Source organism: Pseudobdellovibrionaceae bacterium (genome assembly GCA_023898385.1).
Classification (GTDB): Bacteria; Bdellovibrionota; Bdellovibrionia; order Bdellovibrionales; family UBA1609.
Genome location: CP060220.1, coordinates 554,976 through 571,345 on the forward strand (window position 1 = coordinate 554,976; position 16,370 = coordinate 571,345).

Annotated in this window: 11 protein-coding genes; 6 read left to right on the plus strand and 5 right to left on the minus strand. The window is 48.3% G+C overall.

The annotated features are described in order from the left end of the window. Nucleotides 1-112: 112 nt before the first annotated feature. Both H6626_02275 and H6626_02280 read left to right on the plus strand, forming a co-directional pair. Nucleotides 113-1,063, plus strand: a complete 951-nt coding sequence (locus H6626_02275) for a universal stress protein (GenBank protein ID USN47939.1) — start codon at nt 113-115, stop codon at nt 1,061-1,063. A gap of 16 nt (nt 1,064-1,079) precedes the next feature. Next, the gene (locus H6626_02280; GenBank protein USN47940.1) at nt 1,080-2,468 is read left to right on the plus strand and encodes an MBL fold metallo-hydrolase; all 1,389 of its coding nucleotides are present in this window, start codon (nt 1,080-1,082) and stop codon (nt 2,466-2,468) included. Nucleotides 2,469-2,675: 207 nt separating this feature from the next. On the opposite strand, the gene H6626_02285 is transcribed toward H6626_02280, so the two are convergent. Further along, nucleotides 2,676-4,613: a hypothetical protein gene (locus H6626_02285; GenBank protein USN47941.1), complete on the minus strand. Its 1,938-nt coding sequence runs from the start codon at nt 4,611-4,613 to the stop codon at nt 2,676-2,678. A gap of 360 nt (nt 4,614-4,973) precedes the next feature. Between H6626_02285 and H6626_02290 the strand changes: the two genes are divergently transcribed. Next, nucleotides 4,974-8,000: a hypothetical protein gene (locus H6626_02290; GenBank protein ID USN47942.1), complete on the plus strand. Its 3,027-nt coding sequence runs from the start codon at nt 4,974-4,976 to the stop codon at nt 7,998-8,000. A gap of 39 nt (nt 8,001-8,039) precedes the next feature. Then, nucleotides 8,040-8,567 carry a lipocalin family protein gene (locus tag H6626_02295; protein USN47943.1) on the plus strand — a complete coding sequence of 176 codons (528 nt, stop codon included), beginning with the start codon at nt 8,040-8,042 and terminating at the stop codon, nt 8,565-8,567. Between the two features lie 9 nt (nt 8,568-8,576). On the opposite strand, the gene greB is transcribed toward H6626_02295, so the two are convergent. Beyond that, on the minus strand, nt 8,577-9,044 hold the full coding sequence (gene greB / locus H6626_02300; GenBank protein ID USN47944.1) for a transcription elongation factor GreB: 468 nt from the start codon (nt 9,042-9,044) through the stop codon (nt 8,577-8,579). Between the two features lie 410 nt (nt 9,045-9,454). On the opposite strand from greB, the gene H6626_02305 reads away from it, so the two are divergent. Both H6626_02305 and H6626_02310 read left to right on the plus strand, forming a co-directional pair. Next, a complete protein-coding gene (locus H6626_02305; GenBank protein USN47945.1) occupies nt 9,455-10,867 on the plus strand; it encodes a sigma-54-dependent Fis family transcriptional regulator in 1,413 nt (470 codons plus the stop codon). A 91-nt stretch (nt 10,868-10,958) separates the two neighbouring features. Then, nucleotides 10,959-12,113 (plus strand): hypothetical protein, encoded by a 1,155-nt coding sequence (locus H6626_02310; GenBank protein ID USN47946.1) that lies wholly within the window; start codon nt 10,959-10,961, stop codon nt 12,111-12,113. Between the two features lie 223 nt (nt 12,114-12,336). Here the strand turns inward: H6626_02310 and H6626_02315 are convergent, their stop codons facing one another. The 3 genes from H6626_02315 to H6626_02325 are packed head-to-tail and all read right to left on the minus strand — an operon-like array spanning nt 12,337 to nt 16,138. Beyond that, complete coding sequence (locus H6626_02315) at nt 12,337-14,865, minus strand: FtsX-like permease family protein (GenBank protein ID USN47947.1); 2,529 nt, start codon at nt 14,863-14,865, stop codon at nt 12,337-12,339. Then, entirely contained in the window at nt 14,862-15,521 is a 660-nt protein-coding gene (locus tag H6626_02320; GenBank protein USN47948.1) for an ABC transporter ATP-binding protein, read from the minus strand. Before H6626_02320 ends, H6626_02315 begins: the two co-directional genes overlap by 4 nt. Beyond that, nucleotides 15,518-16,138 (minus strand): arylesterase, encoded by a 621-nt coding sequence (locus H6626_02325; GenBank protein USN48931.1) that lies wholly within the window; start codon nt 16,136-16,138, stop codon nt 15,518-15,520. The genes H6626_02320 and H6626_02325 overlap by 4 nt, the downstream gene beginning before the upstream one ends. Nucleotides 16,139-16,370 lie beyond the last annotated feature (232 nt).

Below are 16,370 nucleotides of genomic sequence, written 5' to 3' on the forward strand. Positions count from 1 at the left end.
TGAAGGAATATCTAGGGACTCTTTGCCATTGTAGGATTTTTTCAATAACTTGAGCAAGGCGACAAAGTGTGAAAATGCATTTTCTTGCAGGCCGTCCTTAGAGGAGGTTGATATGGCTGGTGGAAAGAATTCCCTTAAAAAAGTAGTTTGGGCGGTGGATCCTTTTTCTGAAATGGATGAGACATGGATGCGAGCGGAGCAGGTGCTGTCAAAAGTGTGCGAGTTCTCAAATTGCAATGTGGTGCCCACCTATGTCCTAGGTGCAGATAGCTTGCATTGGATTGGCAACGTCATGCCACCCAATGTGGATCACTTTGTGCCATTGGCCGAAAAAGCGCTGGGTGACATGAGCGAACAGTCCTCGTTGAAAAATCTGGCTGAGCCCGTGGTGGTGGTGAACCACGAAAACTCCCGTCGATTTGATATTAAAGCGCTATTGTCTTTTGCTAAAAACGAAGGCGCCGATCTAATAGTACTTAATACCCACGCCCGAGAGGGTGTGGCCCGTTTTTTTATGGGAAGCTTTGCCGAAAGTACACTTTTGAAATCAGATGTACCGTTGTTGTTTGTAAGTCCTAAGACAGCGCCTCTCGGCAATATTGAAAAAGTACTTTTTCCAACGGATTTCTCTGAAGCCTCAAAGTCGACCTTAGATAAATTTGTAGATCAGTATGCGGGTGTGGTGAAAGAAATTGTCTTATTGAATAAGATCCCGCATCCCGTGGATGCCTTTGTGCAAACCGGTGTGGCCACAGTGGGCGGCGGCTGGGTGAGTGTGGAGCAGTTCATGACCTCAGAGATTGAGGAGCGCACTAAGGCTGCAGAAGCCATGGCTAAGAAAATGGCTACGGATTCGCTCAAAGTGTCTGTGGAGATCGATGATAGCCCCGGACAGGTGGTGGATGTGATTCTTGAGACAGCTAAAAAACACAAATGCCACATGATCGCCATGAGTGCGGAGTCTGGTTTACTTTCATCCATCGTCATTGGTAGTGTGGCTCGCGGAGTGATTCGCGAGGCTGAAATGCCGGTGTGGGTGTCGTATCACGCTACAGAGGATTAAAAAAAAGTGAGGCCACATGCAGATTGAATTTCTGGGGGCAGCGCAGACAGTTACGGGAAGTCGAACGCTCCTACATCATGGGGATAAAAAAATTCTTGTAGATTGTGGGCTTTACCAAGGTTCGCGCGAGTTGCGAGACCGTAACTGGGCTGAGTTCACTGAGGCGCCTGATATTGATTTTGTGGTTCTCACCCACGCCCATGTGGATCATTCTGGATATCTTCCAAAGCTTGTCAGTGAGGGGTTTAAAGGCCCGGTTTATTGTTCACAATCCACTGCGGAACTTTGTAAAATCATGCTTCGGGACTCCGCCCATTTACAGGAGGAAGATGCAAGGTTCGCCAACAAAAAAGGCTACTCCCGCCATCAGCCGGCCCTTCCTTTATACACATCAGAAGATGCCGAAGCTGCGTTGCGACTGTTCAGGCCCGTACCCATGGACACATGGGTGGAGTTAACAGAGGGGTTGAGCTTTCGGTTGTTGCGGGCCGGGCACATATTGGGTGCCTGTATTGTGCAGTTTTCTATGAGCGAAGAGAATGGGGTGAGAACTCTCACCTTTAGTGGTGACCTGGGTCATGGTCGGCAGAATGTCATTAAAGGTCCTGTAGCGGTGGATCAGACGGATTATTTGGTTCTCGAGAGCACCTATGGTGATCGCCTGCATCCGAGAGAAGATGTGATGGGTATCGTTAAGGAGCAGGTGCACTATGTGAAAGAGCAAGGTGGAGTGTTGGTGATTCCCGCCTTCACAGTGGGCCGCACTCAAGAAGTACTCTATATGTTAAAAGTTTTAGAAGAGCGGGGAGAGATCCCTAATCTTGAGGTGTATGTGGATAGTCCCATGGCCACAGCCGTGACAGATCTTTATATGCGACACAAAGATGAGTTGCGTTTGTCTTTTGAAAACGGGCAGTTGCAGTATCCATTGGAACCAAGTTCTTATATTCCGGTGCGATCGGTGGACGAGTCCATGTTGCTTTGTATGCGTAACGGACCAATGATTGTGATCTCTGCCGCAGGAATGTTAACCGGCGGGCGGATTTTGCATCATCTGAAAAAACGTCTTCCCAGCCGTAAGAATGTAGTGCTGTTTGTGGGGTATCAGGCTGAAGACACAAAGGGCAGGCTTCTGCAATCAGGCCTTCCCACTTTGCGCATTCATCATGAGCCGGTTGAAGTGAGGGCTAAAATTGTAACCATAGAGAGCTTATCGGCTCATGCCGATACCAATGACCTCATGGATTGGCTACGCCAGTTTTCGCATCCACCAAAAAAAGTGTTTCTCAACCACGGGGAACCGCAAAGCATTAAGGCTCTATGTTATCGCATTCGCCATGAGTTGGGATGGGATGTGGTCGTGCCCAGTTATGGTGACAAATTCGAGTTGGGTACCAGGTCCTAAGCCTGGTCACGTGGTGTCATGGGGGCGACCGCCGCAGGCAGGGCGAGGGCGCCAACGGCACGAGTGGCCGCATGTCGTCTTCGGATTGCATCACTTTCGTGCCGCAACCCGGATACGCCATGCACATCGTGATGTTGGCGCCCTCGCCCTGCCTGCGGCGGTCGCCCCCATGACACCACGTGACCAGGCTTAGGACCTGGTACCCAACTAATCCAGTCTTGGGTGAGGGCCAGCGGGTGTCATAAACCATGAGTTGGCAAAGTCTAAACCGATGAAGGTATCAATTGTCAGCCAATCGGTATCTGTCACAGCTGTGCCGTAAAACGAAGAGCAACTTGTACATGAATTACTTGAGCGATAGTAGGTATCGATGATTGACGGACCACTTATACCACCAAAGATCGTGCCCCCATTGGTGCTGCTCGTGATCTCTGTGTCGGCCACACACCGTTCGATGGGCCCCCACCCAGACCCAACAAGACCACCAATCCGATCCGTGCCACTCACAGACCCTTTAGCCAAGCTGTCGAATATCTGACTAGAATTCTCTCCAACAAGCCCGCCTACGTTTGTGCCTCCAGAAATGTTACCTTCGGCGATGGAAAGCTCGATCACACCACTGTTGGAGCCGGCGATACCGCCGACGGTCAACCCTGTCGCGGTGACTGTTCCTATAAAATGAGCGTTTGAGATTGTTCCACTACTGCTGGCACCGACAAGGCCACCCACAACGTCCTCGCCGTTCACGGTAACGCCGTCGACCACTATGCCATTGAGAGTGCCACCGATATTTTTGCCCACAGCGCCGCCCACATAATCAAGGCCCGTAACACTAGAGTTCTTGATAAATGAGTAATACATTTGACTTGAGGACGGGGTGTTGCCCATTTCCCCAACAAGTCCTCCTGTGCTGTAGGTATCGCCAGTTATCGAGGAGTATTGAACAGAAGAGTGAGCCACTTTGCAGTTGCCATTTGATTTTCCGATCAGTCCGCCGGTGTATTGTTTGCCCTCAATAGTCGAATTGATCACATGAACATTTTCAATTTCACCGTTTTGACAATTAGACGTCACTACTGCCACTGGTTCGGTGCTGCCACGGTAGTCGAAACTAATGCTGTCAAAGGTGAGGTTGGATATTTGACAGCCTTGGCACCGGTGAATAAATCCGAGTTCCGCAAGCGATGTGATATCAAGGCCTTTGATGCGATGACCATTGCCATCAAGCATTCCCCGAAAAAAATTCGCTCCTGTGGCAAGAGGCGTCCAATTGTTGGTGCCCGTGAACTCAATGTCGTTAGCTAAGACATAAAATTTGTTGGGATCGTTTGGCACAAGGGCCTGAAGTTCAAAAGCGTTGTAAATGTAGTTCACTTGCCAGCTGGTTGCGATTTTGTAGATCCACGTGAAAGCTTTGTGTTCGTGTTGTGGTTCCTGGCTAATGGAGACGTTCTTTGTTCCTTGAGGAGAAGTGAAACTTGGAAATGCCGAATCAGGGGTCCAGTAGTCGATGCTCGCAGAAAAAGTGTTATCCATTTGGCAGGGTACGCTGAAGTCATCGCGCAGCCCAAGACCTTTGATGTCCACTAGTCCGTACTCATTTTCGCATTCACCAGTTAAAACCCACGAAGGATCAGTTTCTGAAATCCGTCTGTTAGGGGGTGCTGCGGAAGGCTGGGAGTTCCCCGTAAACGCCAAGCGAGGGCTTCGCACCTCAAAATCAGCACCATTCACGTTAACTAGTTTTCCATTCACCCGAACCTGTAGGCGAAGCGGCGATGCTGGGATTTTGCCAGTTAACATGGTTTCAAATTCTCCATTGGCCAAAGGCCTCAGAGGCGAGACCTCTGCCCAAATAGGAGTGCTGGGAGGATCTGAAATCGGTGGGGCCCCCGCGCCAGAACCTGAAACTGACAGACTGCCCGCAGACACCTCCACCGATAGGTCAAAAGAAGGATTGCTGTAGACATTGCCATGTTTATCTCTAAACGAAAGCGAGACATTGGTGCTCACTTCAGGCAGAAGCGACGGGTTTTCAATATGTAAGTAAACATCGATATCAGGGCTGCCATCATCTTTTGAACCACCATTCCAGCTCCCAACCAAGATTTCGGCGTTCTCAAAGCACCCTAATGTGGAAAGCATAAGGCCTGCCACCAAAAAAATTTTAAAAAAACAGTTGAAAATCCTCATGGCCATCTCATCGGTAAACCGACAAAAGTCTTAAGCCAGCCACATCAAAAAACAGCCTCTTTTGATCAACTTTTTTTCATTCGCAACAGGATCAGCCACGTAGCCTACAACCTCTCAATCTGAGGCAAACCCAGCCTTCAAAGAAACAATTTGGCAACACCATTTTCGAGTTCGAAGGCGAATAAGTTATTCTGCCGATAGCACCGCCGGGTGGAGCCAGTGCCGACTTTCTTTATTGTGTGAGGCTTCCCAAGCGAGGAGACCTTTTCGGTGTTTAAAACAAGAAGTAACTCTCATTTTGAGGCGAATCAAATGGCACGCCATTTTGGCCTCAAGTTTTTGGACTTACGGCCGATATTAATGACTATGGCATTGAAATTCGAAATGGTGCGAAAACGACATTTTATCGCGATACTTTGGCTGACGTTGGGCCTCGTTGGATGCCAGCTCGGCGATAATCGGATTCGGGGTAGTTATAAAAGTGTGGGCGCCATATCTGTTCTGTCGGTGACTGCACAAAATCAAAATGCGACGTATGAGTACGAAGATACACTCTATTTTGAAATCCACTTTTCATCGCCCGTGGATGTGGTGGGTGCTCCCGTACTTGAGTTAAATATTTCCCCAGCTCCAGGTTTTGCCACATATGAAAGTGGCTCAGGGACAGACACGTTGGTCTTTCGCTATTTGGTACAGCGAGAAGATGTGGCCGTCGATCTTGATTATAGGGGAGTGACCGCTTTGCAGTTAGCTGGCGGTTCAATAAATGCTAGTGGGTCGACCCTGCCTTTAGATTTAACGCTTCCCGAAGTGGGATCTCAAAACTCACTTTCAGCACAAAAAGACATTCGCTTAGAGACTTATTGTAAAGGGGCTCGCCTTACCAACCTACCTTTTGCCGGTGGTGTGGGTTTGCCTGATGACCCCTACACGATTTGTACGGCTGATCAGCTCAATCAAATATCGGATGACGCCACCTATGTGCGTCAGAATTATTCACTTCGGGCCAATGTGGATATGTCATACTTTGACGGCAGCACAGGCGCAAAAACATTCAATGTTATCGGGTCAAATGTTTTGCCGTTTGTGGGCCAATTCAGAGGCAATCGAAAAAAGATCTCCAATTTATACATCAATTCAACAAATTCATACGTTGGCCTGTTTGGGCAAGTGGGTGAATCTTTCTATGTAAATCTTAGTGTTAGTCTTAAAGAATTAACGCCACCAGAAATTTCAGAATTGGTGCTTGTGGACCCCGTAGTAGTTTCAACAGGAGACTACGTGGGAGCGCTAGCGGGCGCCGTGCGCGGTGGGATGTTGAGGGCATGTCATGTTCAGTCCACTACCAATGGTGCTGCACAAGTTTCGGGTGGCAACTATGTGGGTGGGCTTATTGGGGCAATGATTGGTCAGAATAGTAGTACAAGTTGGTATTTAACAAGCTTAACAAAATCTTCAATAAATGCCGTCGTCTCCGGCGCAACAACCGTAGGCGGCCTGATTGGGTGGGCCTCCGACGCGCCAGTGATGTATTCCTTTACGAGAGGGACAGTGAGCGGGACGGGCAGTGATGTGGGCGGTGTAGTGGGATTCCTGGCTGGTGGAGGAAGCCTTTCGCCACCTTGGAGCCAATTCTTGTGGAGTGAAGCCTCTGTTGATGGGGATGCTTTCGTAGGTGGAGTTGTTGGGAGAGTTAGTTCAACCGGAATTAAGTATGGGTTTTCACGGGGCTCAGTTAAAGGGAACAGTGGGGTGGGAGGCGTAGCTGGACACCTTCAAAGTGCTAGTCTCTATAGTACTCTTTTTGTTGGAACTCTAGATCTTGCAAGCACGAACAAAGGCGGTATTTATGGTACGGCTGTTTCAGCGACAGTTAGCGGTGGTCACTATTGGGACCAGACAAAAAATCCCGGCTTAACAGATTCTTCTTATGGCGATGAGCCGAATGTGTATTTGTTGCTTTCCAGCGAAATGGCAGATCCACAAAGTTTTTCTGCCTCCGGATGGGATTTTCTGGAGCGAAGCGATGACGGAGAAGCGGAAGTTTTCAAAATTAGCAGTGATCTGGGGCATCCAGTGTTTGTGAGCGAGGACACTTCTATTTATCGGGATCACTTTTCTGGCGGCGACGGGAGCCCAAAAAGTCCCTGGTCCATTTCGACGATTGAGCAACTTAAGTTTTTAGCGACCAAACCGGCGCTGTATGGCGATTCATTCGTTCTCCATAACGATCTTGATTTAGCGGAGTATGATGGAAGCACCGCTGCCTTAGAGTGGCCCATGATCGGCCATCAAAACCTACCTTTTTCAGGCCAATTGGATGGGGGCGGCCACACAATATCAAACTTGACTATTGAACGCACAGGCGAAACAGCCGTGGGGTTCATTTCTAACCTGCTCGGCGCCCACTTGAAAAATTTAAATTTGCACAGAGTGAGAGTAAGTTCTGACGGATCCAACGTGGGTGCACTGGCCGGATTTGTTTTGGCCTCCTATGTGGATACGGTTCATGTTGAGGGGCGTCTTGAAAACCCTGTTGACGTAGAAAGTACGAGCACAACTGCGCAAAACGTGGGGGGAGTCCTTGGCATAGTCCATTTAAGTGCTATCAATCAGGTGACCACTGATTTAGATGTTAAGTCTGTGGGTACCCTGAATCTGGGGGGCTTAATTGGGTTCACTTATTTGTCACACATTGCGGGCAGCCTGACTCGAGGGACTGTATCCACGGGGGGTGCCGGAGTGGCGTACGTGGCCGGAGTTGTGGGCCATATATATTATGGGATCATCACTGAATGCGGAAGTGAGGCCGATATTACCGCGGGCAATTCCACCTACGTGGGTGGGCTCATGGCTGCCGGGTGGCAGAGTGATGTGATAAAAAGTTTTGCGAGAGGCGCGGTACATGGCGATGTCGAAGTGGGTGGTTTTGTTGGCTATGTGAGTTCAACGGATATCTCGCTGAGCTATGCCGAAGGTGATGTGACCGGTTCGGTCCATGTGGGAGGATTTGCCGGGCAGAATGCCACCCGTGAGATTTACTATTCTTATGCTAACGGCACAGTCACGGGGGTAACAAGTGTGGGTGGGTTCATTGGCTATTTGAGTGGTTCCGCCGATGCCTCATGGTCTTTTTGGAATATCGAAAAAAATCCAGCCCTCACAGGTATTGGATCACACGCCGATCCTGTCATTTTGTACGGCGTCGACAGCACGCAAATTGCAACAGAGAGTACATTCACCACAGAGAATTGGGACTTTGAAGGTGAAACAACCAACGGCACCGACGACTTCTGGCGCATGCCGACATCTGGTCCGCCAGTCTTGAGTTGGGAGTGATCTCTGGAGTACCGTTCCATTGTGACTTGAGGGGTGATCATGAAATTAACGATACTGTTGTTTATGCTGCTAAATTTTGACCTAGTGCGAGCGGATGAAGTTAAGACTGTAGATTACGTAGACCTAAACAAATATTTAGGCGCTTGGTATGAAATTGCATCTTTTCCTCAAAGGTTTCAAAAAGGATGCTATTGCACGAAAGCTGTGTACTCGTTGCGCTCCAATGGCAAGGTTGACGTCGTTAACTCCTGTAAGAAAAACGGTCCCAGTGGAAAACTAAAAGTAGCTAAAGGCTATGCCAATGTGACTGATAAGAAGTCGAACTCGAAGTTGCGAGTGACATTTTTTTGGCCTTTTTTTGGAGACTACTGGATCATAGGGTTAGACAGCATTAATTATAAATGGGCCGTGGTGTCCAATCCAGATAGAGATACATTATGGATTTTATCGCGCACGCCTGTCTTGGAGAAAAATATGTTGCAGCAGGCCTTGGCCACCGCAGAGGCGCAGGGTTTGGATTTGTCCAAGTTAGAATACGGAAATATTCGTGATTGCGATTTTCGGTAAAAAACCACGTTAAGTGATAGCAATAATAGTCAGCCAGATTTCTTTTTTCGGAAGTTTCACTTGCACCTCGTCATCCACTTGCCGGCCCAGTAGGGCTTTTGCCATGGGACTTTTCCAGCTGATTTTGTTGCCATCCACATCGATTTCATCTTCACCCACAATCTGATAGGTTTTTTCAGACCCTTCTTCGGTCTCTATGGTCACCGAAGTTCCGAAGACGACTTTTTTAGGGTTTTTAGGTGGTTCAACAACTTCAGCGGCATCCATGCGCTGTGCTAAATATCTAAGGCGGCGGTCAATTTCGCGCAGGCGTCGTTTTCCGTAGATGTAATCACCATTTTCACTGCGATCACCATTGCCGGCTGCCCAGGCCACCGTTTCAACCACTTTAGGACGCTCAATGCGATGCAAGTGATCCGCTTCTTTCCGAAGAGCCGCAAAACCATTGGGGGTGATGTAGTTTTTAGTTTTAGCCATAAGAAATAATACAGCGGAAGACTGGGTCTGGGTACCAGGTCCTCAATCGGGTCACGGGGTGTCAGGGGGCGGCGGCCATAGGAGGGCGAGGGAGCCAACGGCACGAGTGGCCGCATGTCGTCTTCGGATTGCGTCACTTCGTGCCGCAACCCAGGTAAGGACTGTTCGAACCCTTCTGCGCCGTGCAATTGGCACGGACGCATAAGCGTTTGAACTTGAGTTCATTGATTTGCTGTTCGGCAACCTAGGGTGCCTCTTCATCAAATCAATGCGCCATGCACATCGTGATGTTGGCTCCCTCGCCCTTCTATGGCCGCCGCCCCCTGACACCCCGTGACCCGATTGAGGACCTGGTACCCAAAATTGACTCTTTCTCCATAATGGGGTCACATAGGCCCTTGGGGGGAAAGATGTCGGCAGAAAAAGGCAAGGGCTTGGTGGTGGTTCTTAACGATCCCAGTCGGTCAATGGACTTGTTGTGCGCCGTTTTGCGTGATCAACAATTTGAAACCCATTGTATGTCGGCGGCCGCTCAGCATAAAGAAGTTCTCGGTGCACATCCTGAATCATTCGAATTTCCCTGGGAAGATGCCGATGCGCTAATCCTGCCATCCACTCTGCCCGAAGCCGATATGAATCAATGGTTGGATTGGGTGCATCAACAATATCCTCAGCTACCGATTGTATCTTGTGGTTCTCTTCAGGGTGGGCGAGGAGTGGCGCCCACAGAAAAAGGTTCATTTTTTGATCAGTTATCGTGGCCCATTGATCCCGATCAGGTTCGAACCACAATGACTCGCGCGGTCCATCATCATCACATTCACCGTGAAAACAATGAATTGCGACAACATGTGGCTCGCTCATACAGCTACCATCGCCTTATCGGCAAAAGTAAAGCCATGCGCGAGGTGTTTTCGCTCATCGGTCGTGTGGCGCAGGCTGAGGCGAATGTTCTTATTATGGGTGAAAGTGGTACGGGCAAAGAACTTGTGGCCCGAGCGGTTCACGAAGAGGGCCCGCGGGCGGGCAAGCCCTTTGTGGCCATCAACTGCACGTCTATACCAGAGGCCCTGCTCGAGTCAGAGTTGTTCGGTCATGCAAAAGGAGCCTTTACAGGTGCCATTGCCCATAAAAAAGGTTTATTTGCCGAGGCCGAAGGGGGGACCATTTTTCTTGATGAAATCGGCGACCTCGATATGACTTTGCAAGCTAAACTCTTGCGGGTCATTCAAGAGAGAAAAATCCGGGCTGTGGGTGAAAATCTTTATCGAGACATCGACGTCAGAATCATCGCGGCCACTCATAAAGACTTAAAAAAAGCGATCAAAGAAGATTGTTTTAGAGAAGATTTGTATTACCGCCTAAGTGTTATACCCATCGTGTTGCCACCTCTTCGTCACCGACGTGATGATATTCCGTTGCTTGCAGGATATTTTTTAAAAAAATATTCAACCATTAATCACTCGCCACTTAAAGGATTCACCCCAGAGGCTATGCGCCACCTCATGGCATTGCCTTGGGAGGGCAATGTGCGCGAACTTGAAAACGTCATAGAGCGTCTGACCGTTCTGGCCAGTCATGAATATGTGAAAGTGGAAGACTTAACAGGCACGTCAGCAGATACAGTTGAAGATGTTGTTGGAGGCGCCATTTCCGATTGGCCAACGTTAGAAAAATTAGAACAGCGATATATTCAGCTCGTGCTTTCAAAAACCGGTGACCGAAAAGAAAAAGCTGCTCAAATATTGGGCATCAATCGAAAGACTTTGTATAGAAAAGAACAAGAGCTGAGCGAAAACCAATCGCCGGTAATGGGGCATTAAAATACTGGTATCCGCCACTTGCTTATCAAAAACAGAGTGATAAAATTCTTTTTGTATCAAAAAACTAAGGCATCAACCAGGGAGGCCGTCGGTGAAAATTCTAGGACAACTATTCTGTTCAGGACTATTGGTGGGAGCATTATTCGGTTGTCAAAGCCAAGAATCCACACCGGAGAGTGCGTCTTGGCCAGAAAAAATGCAGGGCATGTCAAAGAGCGTGACATCACTTTTGCCCTATGTTTATAGCCGCAAAGAGTTTCACGATCCAGAAAATGAAAAAGCACTAAAATCTATGATTAAAGACTTTTCAGGCGCTGTGCACGAAGTGCCCGCCGAAGCTGGTAAAAAAATTATTGGCGAAGATCCAATCATCAAATACAGCCTTGATCGCCTGCAAGACGATGTCGATCGAGCCACAAAGAGCTTTGCCTCCGGTCATAAAGAATACGCCAGAAGCATTTTGCGCGGGACAATGAGTAACTGTTTTAGTTGCCACAGCCGCACACAAGTGGGTCCTGAGTACGTGGTGTCAGACTCGGTGTTTAAAAACCGACAAATCGAAGCCACTGAACGGGCCGACCTCTATGTGGCCACTAGACAGTACCAAAAAGCTCTTGAGGCCTTGTCAAAAGTTTTGAATGAGCCAGTGAGTTTTTATGAAGATCCTTACGAGCATGAGCGGGCCTTAAAAAAATATTTGGCCATTTCGGTGCGTGTGAAAAAAGACCCCACGGCCGCCATAGCCACCATCGACAAATTTTTAACTCGCAAAAATGTGCCCTACTACCTATCTGAAGACGCTCGCAGCTGGAGAAAGTCGCTTTCTGATTGGGCCAAAGAGAAAACGGCTCCTAGCAACAAACTTAAAAAAGCCGAGAGCTTGATTAAAGAAGCTCGGCAGCTGCAATCACTGCACAGCTTTCAAACTGGCAATATTGAATACCTTCGAGCCACATCTCTTTTACACGAGCAGCTTGCAGAAACGAAAGACCCCGCTGAGAGGTCGAAAATTTACAGTTTATTGGGCAAGAGTTATGAAATTCTGGCTGACTTGGGCTTTTGGAATTTCCCAGAACTTTATTTTGAAGCCTGCATTCGCGAAACACCTAAAACCAACATGGCAAAAAGTTGCTACAAAGACTTTGAGAAAAATGTCATCTTTGGGTTTTCTGGCAGTGCGGGGATATTCTTACCCACCGAAGAGCGAAATCGGCTGAAACAACTTAAAGAGTTGGCCGGTTACTAGGATTTTTTGATTCATCATAAATTGGATTTGGGCACGGTCCTCAAAGCGCCTCCACCGTCTGAAAAGTGGGGGCATGAGGGGCGAACCGTGCCGACCCGAGTGGCCGCATGGCGTCTTCGGATTGCGTCACTTCGTGCCGCAACCCGGATACGCCATGCACATCGGGAGGACACGGTTCGCCCCTCATGCCCCCACTTTTCAGACGGTGGAGGCGCTTTGAGGCCTAGATTTCTGGTTTTTTGTTGATGGCTTTTTTTACGGCTAACACGGTCACAATCCATGTCAGTATTAATAGCGCTAGTGTTGTGATGGCTGGAGTTTCTAGATCTATGGCCCAGGTGTCATCAAATAGATAGTGCGAGAGCACTAAGCTTACGGCAATCGATAGGGCTACACCAAACACGCTGGCTGCTGTGGCGATGCTTAAAAATTCTTTTAACAAAGTGCCACTGATTTGTGAGGCGGGGGCTCCTAAGATTTTTAACATATTGATGTCTTGCTTTCGAAATTGAGTTTGGTAACTGGCAATCGAGAACAAGATAACTAGTCCAGCAACGAGCGAGAGAAGGGCCATAAAGCGGAGGGCTAGAGACATTTGGTTGGTGATGCCGATGAGTTTTTCTACAAACCGGGTCACGTCAATGGTGGAAATATTGGGAAGGGCTTTGGCTAAGGCTCTTTGTATTTCGGTTTTTGTTTCGAATGTCAAATTGGCCACCGAGGCCACGTGGGTTTTGGGAGCATCATCAAGTATGCCTGGCTGAAATAGGATAAAAAAGTTGGGCTGAAAGCTATTCCAGTTCACTTTTCGTTCGTTGACGATCTTTCCCTTAATAGACACGCCTTGCACGTCGAATGTGAGGACGTCACCAATGGAAAATCCCATTCGCTCGGCGTAACGAGTTTCAATGGAGATTTCGGCAGGGTCTTCGGGGTCAGTGGGCGGCTTTTCTGAGAGTGGACGGCCCTTAATGAGGGTTTCGGATTCAGAAAGAAGCTTCCGGTAAGAGAGATTAAAGCCTCGGTTTCTGGACCGTCTTTTTGATTCTTCTTCTCTTGTAGAAAACCCAGATTCGTTGGCTTCGCGTTCAAAAGGCTTGCCATTGACATCGAGCAATCGGGCGCGAATCATCGGTGATATTTGTTGGAGCTCTTGGCCTTTTTCAGTCAGAAGCTTTGTCAGCGGATCCACTTGTTCGTCTTGTATGTCAAAGAGAAATAAACTAGGAAGCTTTGATCCCTTCGGGTTTTGCAGTTCTTCGTTGAGACTGGCTTTGAGTTGAGGCAGTAGGTTTAAGAGAAGCATTCCTAAAGCTAGCGATAAAAAACCTGTGAGTGTTGAAAATCGATGGTGTTCTAGATTGCGGGTGGCAAGGCGAGTGGTGTAGTGAGAAAAGGTTTTCTTCTTTGCGAGCCACTTGATTGAGTGTCCGGCGACTAATAACAAAAATAGGGTGGCCACAACAAAGATGGCAAAAAAAGTGGTGCCCACTTGCCAAGATCGGGCCTGCCAAACCGCCGCTAACCAAAACAGTAAAAACTGAAAAGAATGGGCCGCTATAATGGCGCCATTAAATCGAAAACCTTCATTGATTCCTTCACTAAAAAGCTGAGCTGGGCGGATTTGGGCCATTCTTAGAAGGACGGGTAGGCAAATCACTAAACTGCTAAGGCTCCCTAAGATTAATGTCTTCAGTACAATGTCACTTGTTAGTCGAGCGGGCAGGTCCACTTGTATCAGGCCTTGGGTCAACTCGTTGACAAAGGGCAAGAGCAGTTGCGAAAAAAGCAGGGTAGGGATGGTTGTCGCTACACCCAAGATTAAGGCGTGTATGGAAAAAATCACTTCCGCACGTAGAGCCGTTAGTCCAAGGCTGTTTAAAATAGCCAATTCGGTTTGTCGTTGGGCAAAAAAGTTTCGGTATAAAAAAGTGGCTCCAACGCCTGATAAAAACAAAGCCACTAGGGCTGCAAGTCCTAAATAATCGTTGAGGTACTTGAGAAAAACGCCCATGTCTTCGTTGGCATTTTTATAAGTGGTGATTTGCACCGCAGGATCGTCAAGTTTTTCTTCAAGGGCTTCATTGATTGCTTCCACCCTCACTGTTGAGGGCAGTTTAATGATCTGTGTGAAAAATGCTGTGCTTCCTGGTCGAATCAGGCGAGTTTTTTTGAGCTGTTCTTGCGAAATATATATTCTTGGAGCCAGACCCACTGAAAACAAGTTGGCCGCATCATCTTCAATGACATTTTCAATACGTGCTGTCCATTCACCCAGTTGGATGGTGTCGCCGATTTCAATATTAAGATGAACCAACACTTCGGGGTAAACCCACACGCCGTCACCTTGTGGCACTGAGCTGCCTTCAGGGTTTTCAACGGGCTTTTGAAGGCGAAGCTTTCCGTAGAAGGGGTAGGGCTCTTCCACGGCTTTTAAGTTCACAAGTTGCGTGTTGTTCTCACTGACGGCCATCGAGTACAGCCAGGTGACTTGCGAAGACTGATGACCTTGCGGTAGGGTTTTGTTGATAAGTTCAACTTCTTTGTCTGTCAGAGGCCGCCTTGCGCCCACTTCAAGGTCTGCAGCAAGTGCGCTTTTTGACCTTTCAACCAGCGTGGTGTCTAATGCCGATTTAAAAGCTTCAATGGTCGTAAAGCCAAGCAGTCCCACCGACAAATTGAGTACAAAAAACAAGTTGAAGCGTTTATTGGCCGTGATTTCTCGCCAAGCCAGACGAAAAAGACGAATCATTCTTGCACTCCGCCAACCAATCGCACCTGTCGATCACAGCGAATGGCCAATTCCGTGTCGTGAGTGACAAGCAGCATGGTCATCTTTTCAGAATTAACCAACTCAAACAGTAGGCTCATCACCTCTTGCCCCGTCTCGGTATCAAGGTTGCCGCTGGGCTCATCAGCCAACAAAATTTTTGGTTGCACCACAAAGGCCCGCGCAATGGCCACCCGCTGCCGTTCGCCCCCGCTGAGTTGATGGGGCTTGTGATCGCAGCGAGTTTCAAGGCCCACGCGCCTCAGCGCTTGAATGGCGAGTTCTTCTGGTTGAGGTCGGTTTAATATTTCAAGAGGGAGCGCCACGTTCTCAAGAGCAGACAGATGCGCCATCAAGTGAAACTGCTGAAACACAATACCAATATTTGCGCCGCGAAACTCCGTCAGTCGACTTTCTGAAAGCTGATTGAGGTCTTGTCCACTGATTTTCACCGTGCCCGATGAAGGTGTGTCGAGTCCGGCAAGCAGAGATAGCAGTGTGGATTTGCCGCTGCCAGAGGGGCCAACGATAGCTACAGTGCTGCCCTCTCTCACCGACAAATCAAAATTTTGCAGGGCCTTAATTTCACGATCACCTTGGATATAACTTCTTGAAAGGGCTTTGGTTTCAAGTATCATAATATTTTCTCCAAGTGTTGTGCCACAAGTTTTGCCATAACTTCGTGGCCTTTTTCATTGGGATGAACGCCGTCGGGTTGGTTCATTTCAACAACTCCGCCAACGCCCTCTAGTAAAAAGGGGATCAGCGGAATGTTGTGTTTTTTGGCAAGGCGGCCAAACAAGGCATCGTACTCTTTAATGTATTGGGGTCCATAGTTACGTGGCACTTTCATTCCGGCAAGAACCACCTTCACTTGGTTTTTTAGTCCCAGGGCAATAGCCCGATCTAGATTTTCTTCTGTTACGGTCACTTTAAACCCCCGCAAGCCATCGTTAGCTCCGAGGGCGAGAACGACAATGTTCGGGTTCGACTTTAGTTGCCACTTCATATTGCTAACACCGCTCGCCGAAGTGGAGCCACTCACTCCGGCATTCACAACCTTCACTGTAGGATGTTTTTTCCGAAGAATGTTTTCAACAAGTGCGGGATACGCGTTGTCTTTGCTGACTCCGTAGCCGGCCGTTAGTGAGTCTCCTAAAAATACAATGCGAATCTCTTTATTGATTGAAGGCGCACTTTTATCAGTTGATGCTGCAAAACTAGGCAAAGTCAGCAACAGTAAGACAGAGACCAAGAGGCGGGATCCTAAAGTGGTTTTATCCACAAATTTTGTGGATATCTCTGGTAGAAGTAAACAATGAATCATAATTTTTCTGGGCTCCTAAAAATATTTCGCGACACTTACTTAGGGCCGCCTCAACAAGTATCTTAAGTTTTTTTCCGTTTTTTTGCCAACCCTGGATCAGATCTTGGTTACCTTGGTCAAGACCTGTCTAAGGCCCAGGCGAAAATAGGGCGGATGGGGT

Bases quoted from the DNA above. Each gene is read 5' to 3' on its own strand.
- greB (USN47944.1), bottom strand. From the start codon at position 9,044: ATGGCTAAAACTAAAAACTACATCACCCCCAATGGTTTTGCGGCTCTT.
- H6626_02295 (USN47943.1), top strand. From the start codon at position 8,040: ATGAAATTAACGATACTGTTGTTTATGCTGCTAAATTTTGACCTAGTG.
- H6626_02280 (USN47940.1), top strand. From the start codon at position 1,080: ATGCAGATTGAATTTCTGGGGGCAGCGCAGACAGTTACGGGAAGTCGA.
- H6626_02290 (USN47942.1), top strand. From the start codon at position 4,974: ATGGCACGCCATTTTGGCCTCAAGTTTTTGGACTTACGGCCGATATTA.
- H6626_02275 (USN47939.1), top strand. From the start codon at position 113: ATGGCTGGTGGAAAGAATTCCCTTAAAAAAGTAGTTTGGGCGGTGGAT.
- H6626_02315 (USN47947.1), bottom strand. From the start codon at position 14,865: ATGATTCGTCTTTTTCGTCTGGCTTGGCGAGAAATCACGGCCAATAAA.
- H6626_02305 (USN47945.1), top strand. From the start codon at position 9,455: ATGTCGGCAGAAAAAGGCAAGGGCTTGGTGGTGGTTCTTAACGATCCC.
- H6626_02285 (USN47941.1), bottom strand. From the start codon at position 4,613: ATGCTTTCCACATTAGGGTGCTTTGAGAACGCCGAAATCTTGGTTGGG.
- H6626_02320 (USN47948.1), bottom strand. From the start codon at position 15,521: ATGATACTTGAAACCAAAGCCCTTTCAAGAAGTTATATCCAAGGTGAT.